The sequence below is a fragment of the Shewanella sp. SP1S1-7 genome (assembly GCF_031932105.1).
Taxonomy (GTDB): Bacteria; Pseudomonadota; Gammaproteobacteria; order Enterobacterales; family Shewanellaceae; genus Shewanella; species Shewanella baltica.
The window spans coordinates 141,472-158,420 of the sequence record NZ_JAUOEU010000004.1 but is presented as its reverse complement, the minus strand read 5'-3'; the positions used below and the strand labels follow the sequence as shown (position 1 = coordinate 158,420).

Annotated in this window: 13 protein-coding genes; 9 read left to right on the top strand and 4 right to left on the bottom strand. The window is 48.1% G+C overall.

Annotated elements, in window-relative coordinates:
* Positions 1–214: 214 nt before the first annotated feature.
* From ompR to Q4Q49_RS05200, 3 genes are all read left to right on the top strand, one after another.
* A complete protein-coding gene (gene ompR, locus Q4Q49_RS05210; RefSeq protein ID WP_006079507.1) occupies positions 215–940 on the top strand; it encodes a two-component system response regulator OmpR in 726 nt (241 codons plus the stop codon).
* A 42-nt stretch (positions 941–982) separates the two neighbouring features.
* Entirely contained in the window at positions 983–2,299 is a 1,317-nt protein-coding gene (gene envZ / locus Q4Q49_RS05205) for a two-component system sensor histidine kinase EnvZ (RefSeq protein WP_063882184.1), read from the top strand.
* 129 nt (positions 2,300–2,428) lie between these two features.
* On the top strand, positions 2,429–4,411 hold the full coding sequence (locus Q4Q49_RS05200; RefSeq protein WP_259524430.1) for a methyl-accepting chemotaxis protein: 1,983 nt from the start codon (positions 2,429–2,431) through the stop codon (positions 4,409–4,411).
* A 77-nt stretch (positions 4,412–4,488) separates the two neighbouring features.
* Here the strand turns inward: Q4Q49_RS05200 and Q4Q49_RS05195 are convergent, their stop codons facing one another.
* Complete coding sequence (locus Q4Q49_RS05195; RefSeq protein WP_006079504.1) at positions 4,489–4,962, bottom strand: peroxiredoxin; 474 nt, start codon at positions 4,960–4,962, stop codon at positions 4,489–4,491.
* 80 nt (positions 4,963–5,042) lie between these two features.
* On the bottom strand, positions 5,043–5,999 hold the full coding sequence (locus Q4Q49_RS05190; protein ID WP_311998801.1) for a choice-of-anchor H family protein: 957 nt from the start codon (positions 5,997–5,999) through the stop codon (positions 5,043–5,045).
* A gap of 358 nt (positions 6,000–6,357) precedes the next feature.
* On the opposite strand from Q4Q49_RS05190, the gene Q4Q49_RS05185 reads away from it, so the two are divergent.
* The 4 genes from Q4Q49_RS05185 to Q4Q49_RS05170 all read left to right on the top strand — a co-directional run bounded on the left by Q4Q49_RS05185 (position 6,358) and on the right by Q4Q49_RS05170 (position 10,353).
* A complete protein-coding gene (locus Q4Q49_RS05185) occupies positions 6,358–6,648 on the top strand; it encodes a PepSY domain-containing protein (protein ID WP_012588852.1) in 291 nt (96 codons plus the stop codon).
* Positions 6,649–6,650: 2 nt separating this feature from the next.
* Entirely contained in the window at positions 6,651–7,346 is a 696-nt protein-coding gene (locus Q4Q49_RS05180) for a response regulator transcription factor (RefSeq protein ID WP_006079500.1), read from the top strand.
* The gene (locus Q4Q49_RS05175) at positions 7,339–8,703 is read left to right on the top strand and encodes an ATP-binding protein (protein ID WP_259505357.1); all 1,365 of its coding nucleotides are present in this window, start codon (positions 7,339–7,341) and stop codon (positions 8,701–8,703) included. Before Q4Q49_RS05180 ends, Q4Q49_RS05175 begins: the two co-directional genes overlap by 8 nt.
* Before the next feature lie 147 nt (positions 8,704–8,850).
* Positions 8,851–10,353: a DUF3300 domain-containing protein gene (locus Q4Q49_RS05170; protein WP_311998800.1), complete on the top strand. Its 1,503-nt coding sequence runs from the start codon at positions 8,851–8,853 to the stop codon at positions 10,351–10,353.
* 89 nt (positions 10,354–10,442) lie between these two features.
* Here the strand turns inward: Q4Q49_RS05170 and Q4Q49_RS05165 are convergent, their stop codons facing one another.
* Positions 10,443–10,919, bottom strand: coding sequence for a hypothetical protein (locus Q4Q49_RS05165; protein WP_006084642.1), 477 nt, complete (start codon positions 10,917–10,919; stop codon positions 10,443–10,445).
* A 97-nt stretch (positions 10,920–11,016) separates the two neighbouring features.
* A complete protein-coding gene (locus Q4Q49_RS05160; RefSeq protein ID WP_311998846.1) occupies positions 11,017–14,640 on the bottom strand; it encodes an EAL domain-containing protein in 3,624 nt (1,207 codons plus the stop codon).
* A gap of 626 nt (positions 14,641–15,266) precedes the next feature.
* Between Q4Q49_RS05160 and Q4Q49_RS05155 the strand changes: the two genes are divergently transcribed.
* Both Q4Q49_RS05155 and cyoA read left to right on the top strand, forming a co-directional pair.
* A complete protein-coding gene (locus Q4Q49_RS05155; protein WP_311998799.1) occupies positions 15,267–15,656 on the top strand; it encodes a hypothetical protein in 390 nt (129 codons plus the stop codon).
* A 188-nt stretch (positions 15,657–15,844) separates the two neighbouring features.
* The gene (gene cyoA, locus Q4Q49_RS05150; protein ID WP_311998798.1) at positions 15,845–16,948 is read left to right on the top strand and encodes a ubiquinol oxidase subunit II; all 1,104 of its coding nucleotides are present in this window, start codon (positions 15,845–15,847) and stop codon (positions 16,946–16,948) included.
* Position 16,949 lies beyond the last annotated feature (1 nt).

The window sequence follows — 16,949 nt, the reverse complement described above, 5'->3', positions numbered from 1 at the left end:
ACGCGAGTATTCCCATGCAATTTCATTTGCTTAGTATTAACATTGGGCAATAAATGTCAGCATTTATCGCATTCAAGCCACTAAGGTGAGCTAGTCGCCTAGGTTGAATGCGGCTATATTAGGCAGATTCGTTTTCAATTTCAGCCAGTTGGTTAATCTTAACTGTTTCTCGTCAGTAGAATAAGCACCAATCTGAGCAATTAAAGGACATCCCATGGGACAAGAAACCTCGAAAATCCTCGTCGTCGATGATGATATGCGCCTGCGAGCGTTACTCGAGCGTTACCTGATGGAGCAAGGTTATCAGGTGCGCAGCGCGGCCAATGCCGAGCAGATGGACCGGCTATTAGAACGCGAAAACTTCCATTTACTCGTGCTCGACTTGATGTTACCCGGTGAAGATGGCCTGTCTATCTGCCGCCGTTTGCGCCAGCAAGGTAATCCTATTCCGATTGTGATGCTGACGGCCAAGGGCGATGAAGTCGACCGTATTATTGGCCTAGAGTTAGGCGCCGACGATTATCTGCCAAAACCTTTCAATCCACGGGAATTACTCGCACGGATCAAAGCCGTGATGCGTCGCCAAACCCAAGATGTGCCCGGTGCGCCCGCCCAGCAGGAAGCACAGATCAGCTTCGGAGAGTTTTCGCTAGATTTAGCCACCCGTGAGATGTACCACGGCGATGAATCGATTGCGCTCACCAGCGGTGAGTTTGCCGTGCTTAAAGTGCTCGTCACCCATCCACGCGAGCCCTTGTCTCGGGATAAGTTGATGAACCTCGCCCGTGGCCGCGATTATTCGGCGCTAGAACGCTCCATCGACGTACAAGTGTCACGTTTGCGGCGTTTAATCGAAAAAGATCCTGCGAATCCGCGTTACATTCAAACGGTGTGGGGATTAGGTTATGTGTTTGTGCCCGATGGCGCAGCGCGTCGATGAGCCGCGTTGCCATCTTAATCTGCTGCGGTTATTGAGCCCCCGATGAAAGCTAAGTTTTGGTGGCGGTTTGTGCCTCGCAGCGCGTTTAGTCAAACCGTGATGCTGATTGGTTGTCTATTACTGATCAATCAGCTGGTGTCTTACGTCACGGTTGCCGTCTATGTGCTTAAGCCAAGCTACCAACAAATCAATCAGTTAATCGCTCGCCAAGTCAAATTACTGTTTGTCGATGGCATAGATATTGGCCGCGAACACTTAACCATAGTCGATGCCCTCAATGCCAAAGTCCACGACGATGGCATGAAAATCTACAATCAACAACAAGCGCGTGAAGCTGGTATTGAGCAAGCGACCTACTATGGTTTCTGGTCGGCGCAGATGTCGGAATATCTCGGCGGCGACGCCGAAGTGCGCGTCACCCACGGCAGCGTATTGCAGATTTGGATCCGCCCACCACAGGCGCCCTCGATTTGGATAAAAGTGCCGCTTATTGGCCAAAATGTTTCAGATCTTTCGCCGCTCACGCTCTATTTAATGGTCATAGGCGCCCTCAGCGTCGCCGGGGGGTGGTGGTTTGCCCGCCAACAAAACCGCCCACTTAGACGACTACAAAAAGCCGCGATTGCCGTTTCCCGCGGTGAATTCCCCGACCCCTTGCCGCTTAATGGTTCGAGTGAAATTGTCGAAGTGACCAATGCCTTCAACCAGATGGCGCACAGCATGAAACAACTGGAGCAGGACAGAGCGCTATTGATGGCGGGGATTTCCCACGACTTGCGCACGCCGCTCACCCGTATTCGTCTCGCATCTGAGATGATGGTTGAGGAAGATCAATATCTTAAAGATGGCATAGTCAACGATATCGAAGATATGGACGCCATCATCAGCCAGTTTATTGCGTATATTCGCCAAGATCAGGAAACCAGCCGTGAGCTAGGGCAAATCAATAAACTCATTCAAGATGTCGCTCAAGCAGAAGCCAATCGCGCCGGTGAAATTGAAGTGGTGTTAACTGACTGCCCCGAAGCTCAATTCCAAGCGATTGCCATCAAGCGGGTACTGAGTAACTTAGTCGAAAATGCCTTTCGCTATGGTTCTGGCTGGATCCGCATTAGTTCGCAGTTCGATGGCAAACGTATCGGTTTTAGTGTTGAAGATAATGGTCCTGGAATCGACGAGTCACAAATCACCAAACTATTTCAACCCTTTACCCAAGGTGATATCGCCCGAGGCAGTGTCGGCTCAGGCCTAGGTCTCGCCATCATCAAACGGATTATCGATAGACACCAAGGGCAAGTCACCCTCTCCAACCGCGCCGAAGGCGGTTTAAGAGCCCAAGTGTGGCTGCCGCTGGAATAGCGCGAGATCACATATCGGCAAATCAAATGACAACGCTGACATTCATGTGGGCGCTTGTCATATTAATGTCACGCTAAATTCATAAACTCAGAACAGTTAACTGGCTCTGACAATTATGAAGATTGCAAAATGAAAATTTCAACGCTGTCGCTCTCTGCTTCTGCCCTGTTGTTATTGCTCGCGGGATTATTAGCGGCCGTAGTGCTGTGGAGTAGTGATCAGCGACAAAATATAGAACAACAAACACTCACACTGCAAAGCATACAAGAAGACTTCCTCGTCGGCGTACGCCGCGATCTCGACGGCTATCTCGCCAGCGGCAACTCTAGCCAACTTGAACAAGCTAAAACTAAACTCAGCGCCATTAAGAACCAGCTCACAGAGCTTAATCTCGCCACCATGGGCGCTACCGATAATGACTTGCAAGCAAGTCTCAGCAGCTTCATTCAAGATTTAGATACCAAGTACCGCGCCGCGGGTAAACTCGCTGGCAACCCCAGGCAACTGCTGGCCCACGCCGAATCTGAAATGCTCGACTATAACCGTCGTTTGGGCAGTTATGCCGATAAAGGCTTAGCCACAAATGCGGAGGTCGCCGAACAATATCTGCAATTGAGCCGCGATTTACCTTCCATCGTCTATCAACTTTCCCAGCTGACCGATGGCTATCTGATCGGCAAAAATCAGCAACTCAAGGGCATTTTAGACAGCACCAGCAAAGAGCTAAATACGTGGCACGACGCCCTCAGCGCACTGCCGTTAATCGGTGTATATGAGCAGCAAGAAGCCGATGAATTTGCCCTCGGTGCCAGCGAACCAGAACAAATTGAAGTCGGCGAAAGTGACCGCAGTGAACTGCTCAGTCTCGCCAATCGATACAACAAAGAAGTCGCCAATACCCACCAATTGCTGCAAGCCAACCAAGAGATGCAAGATCAACTCATTCAAGCGATTAGCAATGTGGAACAACAGCTTATTGGCTTAGGTGAGGCTCAGGCTGCAAAGAATCAACAGCTGAAATATGAGCTACAACTGATCCTCTACACTATGGTTTCCATCATGGCCTTGTTTGCCATAGGTTATTTAATCCTGCAGCAAAATCGCGTCGTCAAACCGCTGAAACGTCTTAATCAAGCCTTTATGAAATTAAGCGAATCGAACAGCCGCGAACGTTTAGACATTAATCGTCGCTGCGAGACTGGCCAAATCGCAGGTCATTTCAACCAGTTGCTGCAAAGGTTTGAACAGGAAGACGAAGCACAGCGCCAACAAATCACTAAGGTTTCTCAATCATTAAGCCAACTGGTTGCGCGCATTACTCAGCTATCTCAGCACACAGAGCACACCCAAACGATTGTGGCCGATACGCAAACACAGACCGAGCATATCCGCAGCCTCGCCAATGAGGTGAGCCATACTTCGGCACTCGTGGAAGACAGCGCCGCCGAAACCATGCGCCAAATGCAGTCGAGCCAAACCGAAGCAGAAGCAGTACTGAGCGCAACTGAGCAGACGCAAACCGCCGTTGGCCTTTGCCATGCTTCCCTTGAAAGCCTGAATAACTCAGTGACGGATGTGTCGAAAATCATTGATGTAATTGGCAATATCGCCGAACAAACTAACTTACTCGCCCTCAATGCCGCCATTGAAGCTGCGCGGGCGGGAGAGCAAGGTCGCGGCTTTGCCGTGGTTGCCGATGAAGTGCGAAATTTAAGTCAGCGCACCCAAGTGTCCTTAAACGAAATCGTGAAGATTCTGCAGCAACTGACCCAATCGAATCATGCCCTCAGTGAGAGTGTCGATGGCATAGCAGAGGCCACCAGCAGCCAAAAACTGCGCGCTCAAAGCCTATGGCAAGTGGCGCAAACGGTGCAAAACCAAGCGAGCGACATGGCCAATACCGCTAAACAAGGCTCGCTCAATGCCAAGGAGCAAGTCGATTATCTCGATCAATTTGTGCGCACTATGGATAGCTTAAAAGAGCAGGCGCAAACCAGTTCGCAACAGAGTGAAGTCATTGCCCAAGAAGTGCAGCAGAGCGTCGAGGATATTGAGACCAGTTTAGGCATTGCCGATGCTGGTAACTTAGCACCACAGTCGCGGGCCGCTTAACCCGCAAAAATACCAATAAAAATGGGAGCCTAAGCTCCCATTTATTTTGATGTCCGATTAAATTCGGACCTTAATCATTACAATGCAGCTAAAACCACTTCGGCTTTACTGGCTTCAAAAGCCTTTGGCTCTTCAACATTCAGCAGAGTCACTACGCCGTTATCTATGATCATGGCGTAACGTTGTGAACGCACGCCACCAAAACCGGCAGTATCCATCTCTAAACCTAAGGCTTTAGTAAAGCTGGCATCGCCATCGGCTAGCATCATCAATTCAGAGGCATTTTGCGCTTCGCCCCATGCTTTCATCACGAAGGCATCGTTCACAGCAACACAGGCAATCAAATCCACGCCTTTCGCTTTAAATTGATCGGCTAATACGACATAGCCAGGTAAATGCGCTTCAGAACAGGTCGGAGTAAACGCACCGGGTACAGCAAACAATACCACTTTTTTACCAGCGAACAGTTCAGTAACTTGGTGATTCACCATGCCATCTTTCGTTAGTTGGCCTAATGTAGCTGCTGGTAATGTTTGACCTTGAGCAATCATATTTATCTCCATTTAGTTAAATTAACCTGACCATACTAGCCCTATTTACCTGAGATAAACACAGAGAGAAAAAAGGGTGATTAGCCGCGAGTACGATTCATCCGCAGCCCAGCACACAAACCGAGGAACAACAGACCCAATACCGAGAAGGCACCGCCACTTTCTTCGACGACGATAACTTCAGGCTCTCTGTCTCGATCGCTACTTTCCAGTGGCAACGCATACAAACCATCGGTTTCATCGGCACTGATGGTCGCGACAATATCGCTGTAACCCACTTCGTACACATCGATTAGCACATCGTAGTGGTCCGTCGCATAACCCGTGTAGAGCGTGGTCAGCACTTCATAATCGTCCTGTGTTGAATCGCCATAAATAGTAAACACGTCCGTGGTGTAGTAATGCACCCAAGGGCCGCCATCACGACTGAGATAAAGCTCGGCAAATAAGTCTGCTCTTTCATTAAGATACGCGCCGTTAACATCGACGTCGAAGGTCACGCTAAAGGTTTGATAAAACCCATCGTAGTCAAAGTCTTCGAACAAACGACTGTTGGCATCAAAAATCGAAAAGCTGTGATACACAGGGGCGCGGTAGGGATCTTCACTGGTCGCGCTCGAACTCGGCATGCCTTGGCTCGCATGTTTCGCAGTCACTTGCTCACGCGTCATCGGCGATGCGCCCATTAGTTGCACGCGGTTTGCCGTCGGCGCTTTAGAGGATAACGCGGGCGCCAAGGATTTAACGGCTGCAGCAGCGGCTTCAGTGACATTTTTTGCGGGCGCAGCTTGTTGTAACAGGGCTAAAGCTTGCTGTTCCTGCTCGGCTGCTTGCTCGCTGTTTTCAGCTTTTTTGGCAATGCCGACACTGGCCGCAGTAAATGGCGTTAAGCTTTGCGATGATTCCAGTTCGCGGGGCTGAGCGCTGACGGCAGCGGACGCTAAAAACAGCGCGGCAATGGCCGTCGCTTTAACGAAATGGGTGTTAACCTGACTGTTAACTGTGGCTGCCATACCTTGTTTATTGAGTGTGTTCATCTTGAATACCCCATGGATAATCCGTTCAAATTGGAGCCATTAAAGTGCAATGAAGGTGAACATAAGCTGAACATCAACATTTAGTGTTCTTAGCGCGACAATACGTTCAGCCTTAGTTCATCTGGATTAGCCGACACTAGGGCATATTGAATGCGAGCATAGGAATAGACTCGCTGACAGAGCTTCAGTTCTGTCACGAATAACAAAATGACTACCAAAGTTAATTTTGATGGAATTGTGCCAACCAATTGGCTGATCTCTATGTGTTTGTTAAGGTGATGAGGTATTCTTAGTCGACTCGATAAGTTATCCATCTCACTCATTAACTTAAGATCGCCGAACATTGCGGGTACCAGATATGAAACTTGGTTTGACATTGGCCCTAATCGCTTGCTTATTGGCCTCCTTTGGCAGCATGGCAGGCAATGATAGACAGAATGATCGCAACCAAGGTGCGAAGAATGAGCAGCGCCGTCTGGCGGTCAATAGCCCAGATCAAGCTGTAGCTATGGTGCAACGCCAATATCAAGGCAAGGTACTGAGCGTGCAATCCAGCGGCTCAGGATATCGGGTTAAGCTCCTCAATAATGACGGCCAAGTGTTTTCAGTCTCAGTGGATGCCGCAACTGGCCGAGTGTCGAGGAATTAACTATGCGATTGTTATTGGTTGAAGATGATTTAGAACTGCAGGCTAACTTAAAACAACATCTGCTCGATGCCCATTACAGTATCGATGTGGCGAGCGATGGTGAAGAAGGCTTATTTCAAGCACTCGAATACAACTATGATGCGGCGATAATCGATGTCGGTTTGCCTAAACTCGATGGTATCGCGCTTATCCGCAGCGTACGCGAACAGGAACGCGACTTCCCAATCCTAATTTTAACCGCGAGGGACAGTTGGCAAGACAAGGTGGAAGGGCTCGACGCCGGTGCTGACGACTACCTGACGAAACCTTTTCATCCCCAAGAACTGGTCGCGCGGCTAAAAGCCTTGATCCGTCGCTCTGCCGGCAAGGCCAGCCCTTTGATTTATAACGGTCCCTTTAGCCTAAATACCAGCAGCTTAGAAGTGCGTAAAGGTGAAGAGTTGGTTAACCTCAGCGGCTCTGAATACAAGTTATTCGAATTTTTTATGCTGCATCAGGGTGAAGTGAAATCCAAAACCGTATTGACGGAGCACATCTACGATCAAGATTTTGATTTAGATTCAAACGTCATTGAAGTCTTTATCCGCCGGTTACGTAAAAAACTCGATCCTGATAATCAATATAACCTGATTGAAACCCTGCGCGGCCAAGGTTATCGCCTAAAAGCGTTAACGCCCGAGCCAACTGCCGATGAGTAAACGTGCCATTGTGTGGCAAGTATTGAACTCCCTTAAAGCGCGCTTAGTGATTAGCGCGCTATTGTTTATCTTAGTGTTATTACCTTTAATCGGCGTCGCCTTAAACGATGCCTTTACCGAGCAAGTTAAAAGCGCGACCAAAAATGAACTCAGCGCCTATGTCTATTCGATACTCGCGGTGACTGAAGTCGAGAATAAACAAATCTCTATTCCAGAATTAGTACTCGAAAATCGTTTTAACCTCATTCAATCTGGGCTGTATGCCATTGCGACCACTGAAGATGCCAGCGGCAAACAAACGATCGTGTGGCACTCGCAATCTTTTATGGGCATGATGCCACCACCGCATTTTACCATCCCAGCAACGGGTCAAAGTGACTTTGAGCAAATCGAGCTCGCCGAACAACCCCATTTGATTTATAGCTTTAGCGTCAGTTTCGCCAGTCAAAATCAAAACGTGCCTGTGACGATTCACATCATTAAGGACGAGCGCGAATTTCAGCAGCAAATCGATCAATTTAACCAACAGCTTTGGACTTGGCTGCTGATCCTCATGTTCGTCATGCTCGTGTTCCAACTGAGCTGGCTAGTGTGGACGCTGCGGCCATTGGCACGCTTTACCCAAGAATTACATTCCGTCGAGCAAGGTAAGTCTATGCAGCTAAGTAGTCAGTACCCCACTGAACTACAAGCGGTTGCGCGGCAGCTCAATATTTTGCTCAATACCGAACAAACCCAGCGCAAACGCTATCGTAATGCCTTGGCCGATCTTGCCCACAGCCTCAAAACACCGCTGGCGGTGATCAAGAGTCAGGCCGACTTAAGCGAAGCCTCCAGCGAACAAGTGTCGGTGATCAGCCGCATTATTGGCCACCAGTTGAAACGCGCCCAAACGGCAGCGGCAGCCTCGTGGCATTTAGGGATTCGCGTCGATGACGTCGCCGCTAAGTTATTACGTACCTTAGCCAAAATTTATCGTGAACCGCAAATCAATCTCAGTGGCGAGATGGCAGAAGCAGCAGTATTTAAAGGTGATGAGGCGGATCTCACGGAAATTCTCGGTAACGTGCTCGACAACGCCTGCAAAGCGGCAAAGTCCACAGTTAAATTAACCGTGACCGGCGATGCCTATCAATTGCTGATCTGCATCGAAGATGATGGGCCAGGGATCAGTGAGGCGCTGCAAAATCAAATCTTTGAACGCGGTATTCGCGCTGATTCCTATCATCAAGGTAATGGTATTGGGCTTGCGATCGTGCGCGATTTAGTCGACAGCTATAACGGCAGAATTTCAGTCTCACGTTCAGAAACCTTGGGCGGCGCCAAGTTCAGCATCAGCTTCGTGCATTCTATTTAACCTTTAATTTCAATAATATAGATTTAAACCCCATCCTAAATTGCGGTTTAAAATAACTTTTTAACCGCAAAATGCTTTCAGCTTATGTTCATATTCAAACGCCTATGATGCCCATAACATCCTCGAACAGGATTATTGGAGCAAACCATGAACAGACAACATCGATGGAATTGGCTAGTGTTAACGGCGGCATTAGTGGCCTTGCCTTTCACTACCACAGCCCAAGCTGCGGGCGTATCTGTGAGTCAGGGCTCGAGCGCTGCGGCAAGCCAAGCCGAACTCGAACAAATGCTGGCGCCTATTGCCCTGTATCCCGATAGCTTATTGACCCACATACTTATTGCCTCAACTTATCCACTCGAAATAGTGCAGGCACAGCGTTGGTTAACCCAGCGCCCCAAATCCTCGGTCGATCAACTGATGACGCAAGCCGAAGATCAAGATTGGGACCCGAGCGTCAAAGCTTTGCTGGCCTTTCCGACGCTGCTGCAAAAAATGAGTGAAGATCTCGACTGGACTCAAAGACTCGGTGAAGCCTTCTTAGAAGATGAAGGCCAAGTGATGAACAGCATTCAATCCCTAAGGCAACAGGCTGATAAAGCGAACAGCTTAGCAGACATGGACAACATGGCGATCACCCGCGCCAACAATCAGATCATCATAGAACCCGCTAAGCGAGAAATTGTGTACGTGCCCTATTACGATCCGCGTGTGGTTTATGGCACATGGCGCTGGGGTGTGGCTTATCCACCCGTGTATTGGGAATTTGGCGGCTATGCTGGCTATCCCTATCGTCCGAGTCATAACCATTTCTACTGGTCACCTGGCATCCATATTTCCTTTAACTACTTCTTCAGTTCATTCCACTGGCACAACCATAAAGTGGTCGTGATCGACTATCGCCATTCACATCGTTATCGCCCACGTGAAAGATACACGGTCAGCTATGGTGCCCAGCCTTGGAAACATAAACCCGAACATAGACGTGGCGTGAGTTACCACAACCCCGTCGTGAAGCAACGCTATTACAACGAAGACAAGTATCGCGGTAGAGATTCACACTCTAGCGGCAGTAAGCAGCACTTCAATAGTCAATATTCGAAGTCGAAAGAACGCCAAGATACCCATAGTAATCAAGGTAATATGAGTAATCATGGAAATAAGAGTCGTGACAATAAGGACTATCACAACGCCAGTCGTGAACGTGATAACCGCGTACCGAGTTATCAAAAAACACAGGCCGAGTTAAAGGAACGTCGATCCGCGACTATGGTACAAACGCCGACTCACAAGGAGCGTAATGACGCGCAATCGAGACCCTTGCAGTCAAAGCCAATGCCATCGAGGGAGCCGCAGCAAAGGCAATACCAAACTCGTGAATCGCAGCCGCGTAATGTCGATCAACAAAGGACGCAGCCACAAAGGCAAGAAAATCCAAGGACTGCGACCCCAAGAGTTGAAACGCCACGACCCGAGATAAGACGCGCAGAACCGCAACGTATTGAACAACCAAGACAAACGGCGCCGAGACAACGCGAAGACGTAAGAGTGAGACAAAGTGAGCCACGCCAAAATGCGCAAACCGCTCGCTCGGTAGAACATAACCAAGGCCGCTCAACTCAAAGCCAAGAACGCCGTCATAGGGAATAATCCCGCTATGGCCGCAGTAACACAAAGAGCGCAGTTAACTGCGCTCTTTGTGTTTTAATTAGTTGTTAAATGACTTATTTTTAAGCCGCTTAAAACTTTAAGGTCAGGGACTGACCTTCACCCATGCCCTGCCATTCGATACTCAGATCCATAATCTCATTAAGAATATGTTCAAAGTCCGATTGGCTGACGGTTGGAACGGCTAGGTCGCGGCTGTTACAGGCTTGTTCTAACAGATAAATAAAGCCGTCATAGGTTGGCGTTTCGCCCGACCAGAGTAGCGACTGCAGGGTCTCAACTATGGATTCGGTTTGCCACACCTCCGTTTTATCAGCGATAGCGCGGGAGGTTTCATTATGTTCCAAGGCGAAGCTGATATCGGCGCCAGCTCTGACCTGCGAGAAGAAAGCCCCTTGAATATGCAGACGTTTTTCAACCACATAATGAATCATATCGTGGGGAGCAATGCCCTGTTCTGGCATTTGGGTTTGGGTCGCACTACCGTCCATGCGCACGCAGCGCAACTGACCATAACGCTGGGTTCCTTTGGTGAAGATGACTTGCATAAAACCATCCTTAGTATTTCGATTAACGCATACATAACGCGAACTCAAGTATAGTCCAACTCAGCGCCAGCATTAGAAAAACAACAATACTCTGCCGTTATAAATTACGCTGAATAAAGCGGAAACACTCTTCTGCCGCCAAGGGTTTACTAAAGTAAAACCCTTGCACTAAGTCGCACCCCATGCTCGACAATAATACCAATTGTGCTTCGTTTTCAACGCCTTCTGCCACCACAGTTAGCCCCAACTCATGGGACATAGAAATGGTCGCAGCACTGATAGCAGCATCGTTCGGGTCGCTCTCAATATCCTTCACAAAGGAGCGGTCGAGCTTCAATCTGTCTAAGGGCAAGAGTTTCAAATAGGATAAGGAGGAATAACCTGTGCCGAAATCATCAATCGCAAGTTCGATACCATGCTGGCGCAATTCCGCTAACAGGCGCGCATTCTGCTCCGGATATTGCATTGCCACACTCTCGGTGATTTCGAGCTCCAATGCCCCTTTGCCCAACTTATGCTTTAAAAGCACATTGGTGATATCGGCAACAATGCTATCTTTGCGGAGTTGATGCGCAGACAAGTTCACTGCCATTCGCAGCTCAGTCGCACCCGCAGCGCGCCATACGGCAAGCTGCGCCATGGCAGTTTCTAACACCCATTGGCCGATAGGAATGATCATGTCAATCTCTTCGGCGATGGGAATAAAGCGGTCTGGCGCTACCATGCCAAACTCAGGATGTTGCCAGCGCACTAAGGCTTCGACACTGACCACTTGCCCAGTGCGGATATCAATTTGTGGCTGATAATGCAGTCGTAATTCATCGTTAGCGAGCACTTGCCTCAGGCCCGTTTCAATTTGCTGGCGCTCGGTGATCAAGGTATTCATCGCCGCAGTAAAGAATTGATAGTTGTTGCGCCCCGCAGCCTTGGCGCGGTACATGGCCATATCGGCGTTTTTCATCAAGGCTTCAACACTGTCGCCGTCGGTCGGGAATAAACTGATACCTATACTTGGCGATGAATGTAATGCTTGATTATTAATGATATAGGTTTGACTCAAACCACTGCGCAGCGCCTCGGCTAAACTGGCCACCTCATCATGGTTCGTATCAGATAATGCGACCACAAACTCATCGCCACCCAGACGCGCCACAGTGTCAGTATCACCAACGATGTTTTTCAAACGCCGCGCAACTTCTAACAAGAGTTGATCGCCCACATGATGGCCCAAGGTGTCGTTGATATTTTTAAAGTGGTCCATGTCGATAAACATCACGGCAATTTGGCTGTCGGATGCCAGCGCCTCCCTGAAAACCACTTCGAGGCGCGACTGTAAGCTGAGTCGATTAGGCAGTAAGGTCAAAGAATCATGGTGGGCGAGGAAATGAATGCGTTCCTCACTGACTTTACGCTCGCTGATATCGGTAAAGCTGCCGATGTAATGGCTCACGGCACCTGCATCATCGCGCACCACAGACATCATCAACCATTTGGGGAAATCGTAACCATGCTTATGCCTGTCCCAAACTTCGCCTTGCCAGAATCCCGTTTGTTCTAGGGCAGCACGCACTTGAGGATCGATATTTTTGTCGGTACGCTCAGCCTCTAAAAAGCGGCAGTTTTTACCAATGATTTCTTCTCGGGAATAACCGGTTATCTGAGAAAATGCAGTATTCACATCCACAATAATGTCGTTGGCATCCATGATAGTGATGCCTTCACCACTCTGCTGGAACACCTGCGCCAATAGATTTACCCGCGCAACGGTGCGCTCCTGCTCGGTAATATCTTCAACGATAAAGAGAATAAGCTGTTCACCATCGGCACCTGTGACTAAGGCACCATTGAGACGCACCGCCACTAATTGACCATTCTTATTCAAATAATGCTTCTGATAAGGGCCATAACGACGCGTTTGCTTTAGACGTTCTAATTGCTCAGTTTCACTTAATTGATAACGCTTTGGCGTGAGATCCCAAGGGTCAAGCTGATTTAACTCAGCGAGTGAGTAACCCGTCATGGCTTCGAATGCGGGGTTAATCGCCACAAACTGACCATCATCTAAACGTTTAAGCACATGCCCTACAGGCGCCTTATCAAACAAGTTACGATATCTTTGTTCGCTTTGTACCAAGGTGGCCTGAAAAGCCTGACGACGGGCAATTTCCTTCGATAAGGCCATGGTTTTTTCAGTCACTTTCTCGGCAATACGTTGGCGCTCGCCGGAGGAAACCAGTGTCATACCGCCCACAACAGCACAGGTTATAAAGGCGAGGAGCAGCATAAGTAGCGATAAGCTAAAAGTATCGCCCATCAGCACTGCATAGGATTGATAAATCACTATGTGCCAATGCCGATCCGCTAGCATCAGGTTTGCTTGAAAATACTGGCCGGTTTTATCGCTAAATAGCTTGCTGCTAAATGCGGGAAAGGACTTCTGGGTATTGCTGTAAAGCAATGCACCGCCCGCACTCATGTCGGAGAGTTTCCACTGCAATCCCTTTACGCTCTCAACATCATTAATAATGCTTTGCAAATCAATCACAGCCGAACAAAATCCTGAGATTTTACCCAGCCGATCGAACGAGGGCGCTAGAAGTAAGGTGCCACCTGGGCCATTGGGATCTTGTGCTAATTGGATCTTCGCCGTCATCACAGGCGCTAAGGTCGCGCGCACTTTAGCAATGGCAGCGGCTCGTATTGGTTCACTATTGAGATCTAATCCCAATGCCGCTTCATTACCTATGAGTGGCTGAATATACATCACTGGCACTAACCAGCCATCGACATTAGCTTGCCAGCCTTGAGGCCGCGTGACTTTGTAGGGAGCGCCAATGGCCGAACGGGTCGATGCTTCAAAACTAGGTAGATCGGCAGCCGCCACTAACGGCGACCAAGACCAAGCTCTAAAGCCATCTTGCTGCAGCATGTTACGTTTGCCAAACTGCACAAACTCATCCTCAGAAACCTGATCGCTATTATCGAACAAGCTTGCTAAGGCGATGATTTGCTGCAGATTAGCCTCTTGAAAACTTTCAATATTGCTAATCACGGCATTGGATTGGATCTGAAACTTATCTTGCAACTGTTGGCGCTGGTTCATATCCGAGTAGTAATAAATCCCCACGCAGAATAAAAAGCCCACCAGCAGGGGAACACCCGTCTGAATGCGGCGAGCACGCCAGATAGCTCGCTTATCAAATAACAACATAGTCAAAGGAATAAAGATCACGGCGCCGAGCAAATCCCCCGTCCACCAATTTATTAAACTCCCCAATAAATCAGATGGTGGAATCGTACCGTTGATCACTAAGGCACTGTTGCCAAAAACGGTCGCCACAATACAAGTTAAGGCTAAGCTCAAGCAGGATTTAATAACGGTATTGGGATTATCTAAGGTGAATAAATGATCGACTCGCCCAAGAACATGGGCAGAAAGCACAGCCTGTATGCAAGACCCAATCGAGATAGCAAAGGGTAACCAGCCCCAATGGATATGCCCGCCAATATTGATGTTGATCAGTAGCGAACCAATAAACACCCCCACCCAAGGGACATACTCTTTCCACAGGATACAGGCAGCAATGGCAATCCCTGCGGCAGGCCAAATGGCAGCTGAATATCCTGGTGGCAACGCAATCATCAAGCCTAGTTTACCTACAATTATATAAGCTAAGGCGATGAAAACGTTTACCTTAAGGTATGGGGTAATTGACTTTATGTGTAATCCTTTAAACTGCCATAGTTACAATATTCAGAATCATAATGCCCTACTCGTTAACTCAATCTCAAGTAGATATCTGGGCAGTGATAAAATCACAGTCTAATAATCGTTTTACCTAATGTAAATAGCGTAAATGACTGACACGACCATTGTTTTAACTTGATGTTTTTATTTGAGATGCCCATCTAAAATCCGCTTAGTCAAACTTTACTCGCATTAAAAATAAGCATGTAAACATGTGCGCATGAGTCAGAGAAAACAGAAGTACTATTCGGCACGCCTAAAAAGTAAATGTTGGCTAACACCTGCAAGTTTATCGAGGTATTCATCCACCCCATGACTTAGCCATTACATCAACTTTAGCCAAAATGAATAAATGAAGCGCCTCACACATTCCCAATTTATGAGAACCAAATCAGTTAAATTTAAGTTAATTTTGTAAATTTATTGATTTTATTTGGTTTTAATTAAGGTTTTTTTAATGCTTAACGTCTTTTCGCACGGGGATCCGCTTTCAATCAATAGCCGCTTCTTGGTATCCTCCTGCCGCATAAAAAAGTTGCATGCTGAATATTTTTTGTTCTGCCAACTGACTCCCTTTCCCGTTCAACCGGACCCGTTAATTGAAATTAGCTCTTAGCCAATTCATTGCTGAAAGATTGAACCTGATTATTCGGTTTTCAACCTTTAGCATGACAAACCTAACCCTGTTTTTCGGGTTATTGTTTGTGCTGCCTGTAGCTGACGTTTTATACGTATTAATCGGCGGTTGTGTTGATATTAGTGAACTCATCAGCCTCAGCAATGGCTTTTTAGTCGAGTTTATCGGCGCCAGTATGCTCAGCCTGTTATTGCTCAACCCCCTCGTTATTCTGCAGTTATGGCATTTAATCGACTGCTGCTTCAAATTTTTCAATAATCTCGATTTAACTAACGCTTCACTTTTTTTAGCACCCCCAAGGCTAAAATCCCTCGAATATACCGCCCACGGTTGTCGCGCCCCACCATTTTAACCCTCTGTTTTTAAATTCAAATTAAGCATTAAGCGCTGAAAGCGGATCTTCGATTTCGTCGGAATGGCTGCACATTGTTGTGTCATGTCTCTTGGATTTCAGGATTTGCGCTCAGATAACGCCGCTTAGTGCGACTGCCGGTTCACGCTTGGCAGAGTTGTAAACCTTAGGGTTAGAGGAATCTTCCTTTGTTAATTCGAAAATTAAGTAAAGCGGCAATCGCGGCAGTAGCACTCATGCTCGCGGGTTGTGATGGCGGTGTGTTGGACCCTAAGGGCCAAATCGGTATCGATGAAAAACACCTGATTATCGTCGCCACCCTACTCATGCTCATTGTTGTTATCCCTGTGATTGCCATGACATTGTACTTCGCGTGGAAATACCGCGATGGCCGTGATCAAGAAATCTATGCGCCTAAATGGGCACACTCAACAGCGATTGAAACCGTCGTGTGGATAGTGCCGATTGTGATCGTGATAGTGCTCGGTGTGATCACTTGGAGTTCGACCCATGATCTTGATCCATATAAGCCTTTAGTGCACGAAGCTAAACCCGTCACGGTTGAAGTGGTGTCGCTGGACTGGAAATGGTTATTCATTTACCCAGAACAAGGCGTGGCATCGGTCAATGAGTTGGCGTTTCCAGCCAATGTGCCGGTGAACTTTAAGATCACCTCTGACACTGCGATGAACTCCTTCTTCATCCCTCAGTTAGGCAGCCAGATTTACTCTATGGCGGGCATGACCACTAAATTGCATTTGATCGCTAACGAGCCTGGCACCTTCGATGGTATCTCGGCTAACTACAGCGGCGCCGGATTTGCGGGCATGAAGTTTAAAGCGATTGCCACTCAAACACCTGCCGACTTCGATGCATGGGTGGCCAAGTTAAAACAACAGGGTAAGACTTTGGACTCAGCGGCCTACGCCACACTGGCTAAACCGAGTGAATACAATCCGGTTGAATACTTTGGCTCAGTCAGCAAAGGGATGTTTGACCAAATCGTGATGCAATACATGCACATGGACTCACATGACGGCATGAAAGGTCACGAAGGAATGGACATGCACGCAGGCATGGAACACATGGGCACTGAGCACACATCTGACATGGCAGACATGAAAGGTATGCACGACATGGCACATATGGCAGGCGAGCACGCGATGGAAAATACACAGAACATGGCCGACATGGATAGCTCAACCCATTCTGACACTTCATCTACAGAACACTCATCCACAGAACCTTTATCCTTAGAGCACTCATCCACTCAAAAAGTGGAGGCGGAGTAAT

What these genes read in the sequence shown, in the direction of transcription:
- ompR (WP_006079507.1), top strand. Translation starts at nt 215, where the DNA reads ATGGGACAAGAAACCTCGAAAATCCTCGTCGTCGATGATGATATGCGC.
- envZ (WP_063882184.1), top strand. Translation starts at nt 983, where the DNA reads ATGAAAGCTAAGTTTTGGTGGCGGTTTGTGCCTCGCAGCGCGTTTAGT.
- Q4Q49_RS05200 (WP_259524430.1), top strand. Translation starts at nt 2,429, where the DNA reads ATGAAAATTTCAACGCTGTCGCTCTCTGCTTCTGCCCTGTTGTTATTG.
- Q4Q49_RS05195 (WP_006079504.1), bottom strand. Translation starts at nt 4,962, where the DNA reads ATGATTGCTCAAGGTCAAACATTACCAGCAGCTACATTAGGCCAACTA.
- Q4Q49_RS05190 (WP_311998801.1), bottom strand. Translation starts at nt 5,999, where the DNA reads ATGAACACACTCAATAAACAAGGTATGGCAGCCACAGTTAACAGTCAG.
- Q4Q49_RS05185 (WP_012588852.1), top strand. Translation starts at nt 6,358, where the DNA reads ATGAAACTTGGTTTGACATTGGCCCTAATCGCTTGCTTATTGGCCTCC.
- Q4Q49_RS05180 (WP_006079500.1), top strand. Translation starts at nt 6,651, where the DNA reads ATGCGATTGTTATTGGTTGAAGATGATTTAGAACTGCAGGCTAACTTA.
- Q4Q49_RS05175 (WP_259505357.1), top strand. Translation starts at nt 7,339, where the DNA reads ATGAGTAAACGTGCCATTGTGTGGCAAGTATTGAACTCCCTTAAAGCG.
- Q4Q49_RS05170 (WP_311998800.1), top strand. Translation starts at nt 8,851, where the DNA reads ATGAACAGACAACATCGATGGAATTGGCTAGTGTTAACGGCGGCATTA.
- Q4Q49_RS05165 (WP_006084642.1), bottom strand. Translation starts at nt 10,919, where the DNA reads ATGCAAGTCATCTTCACCAAAGGAACCCAGCGTTATGGTCAGTTGCGC.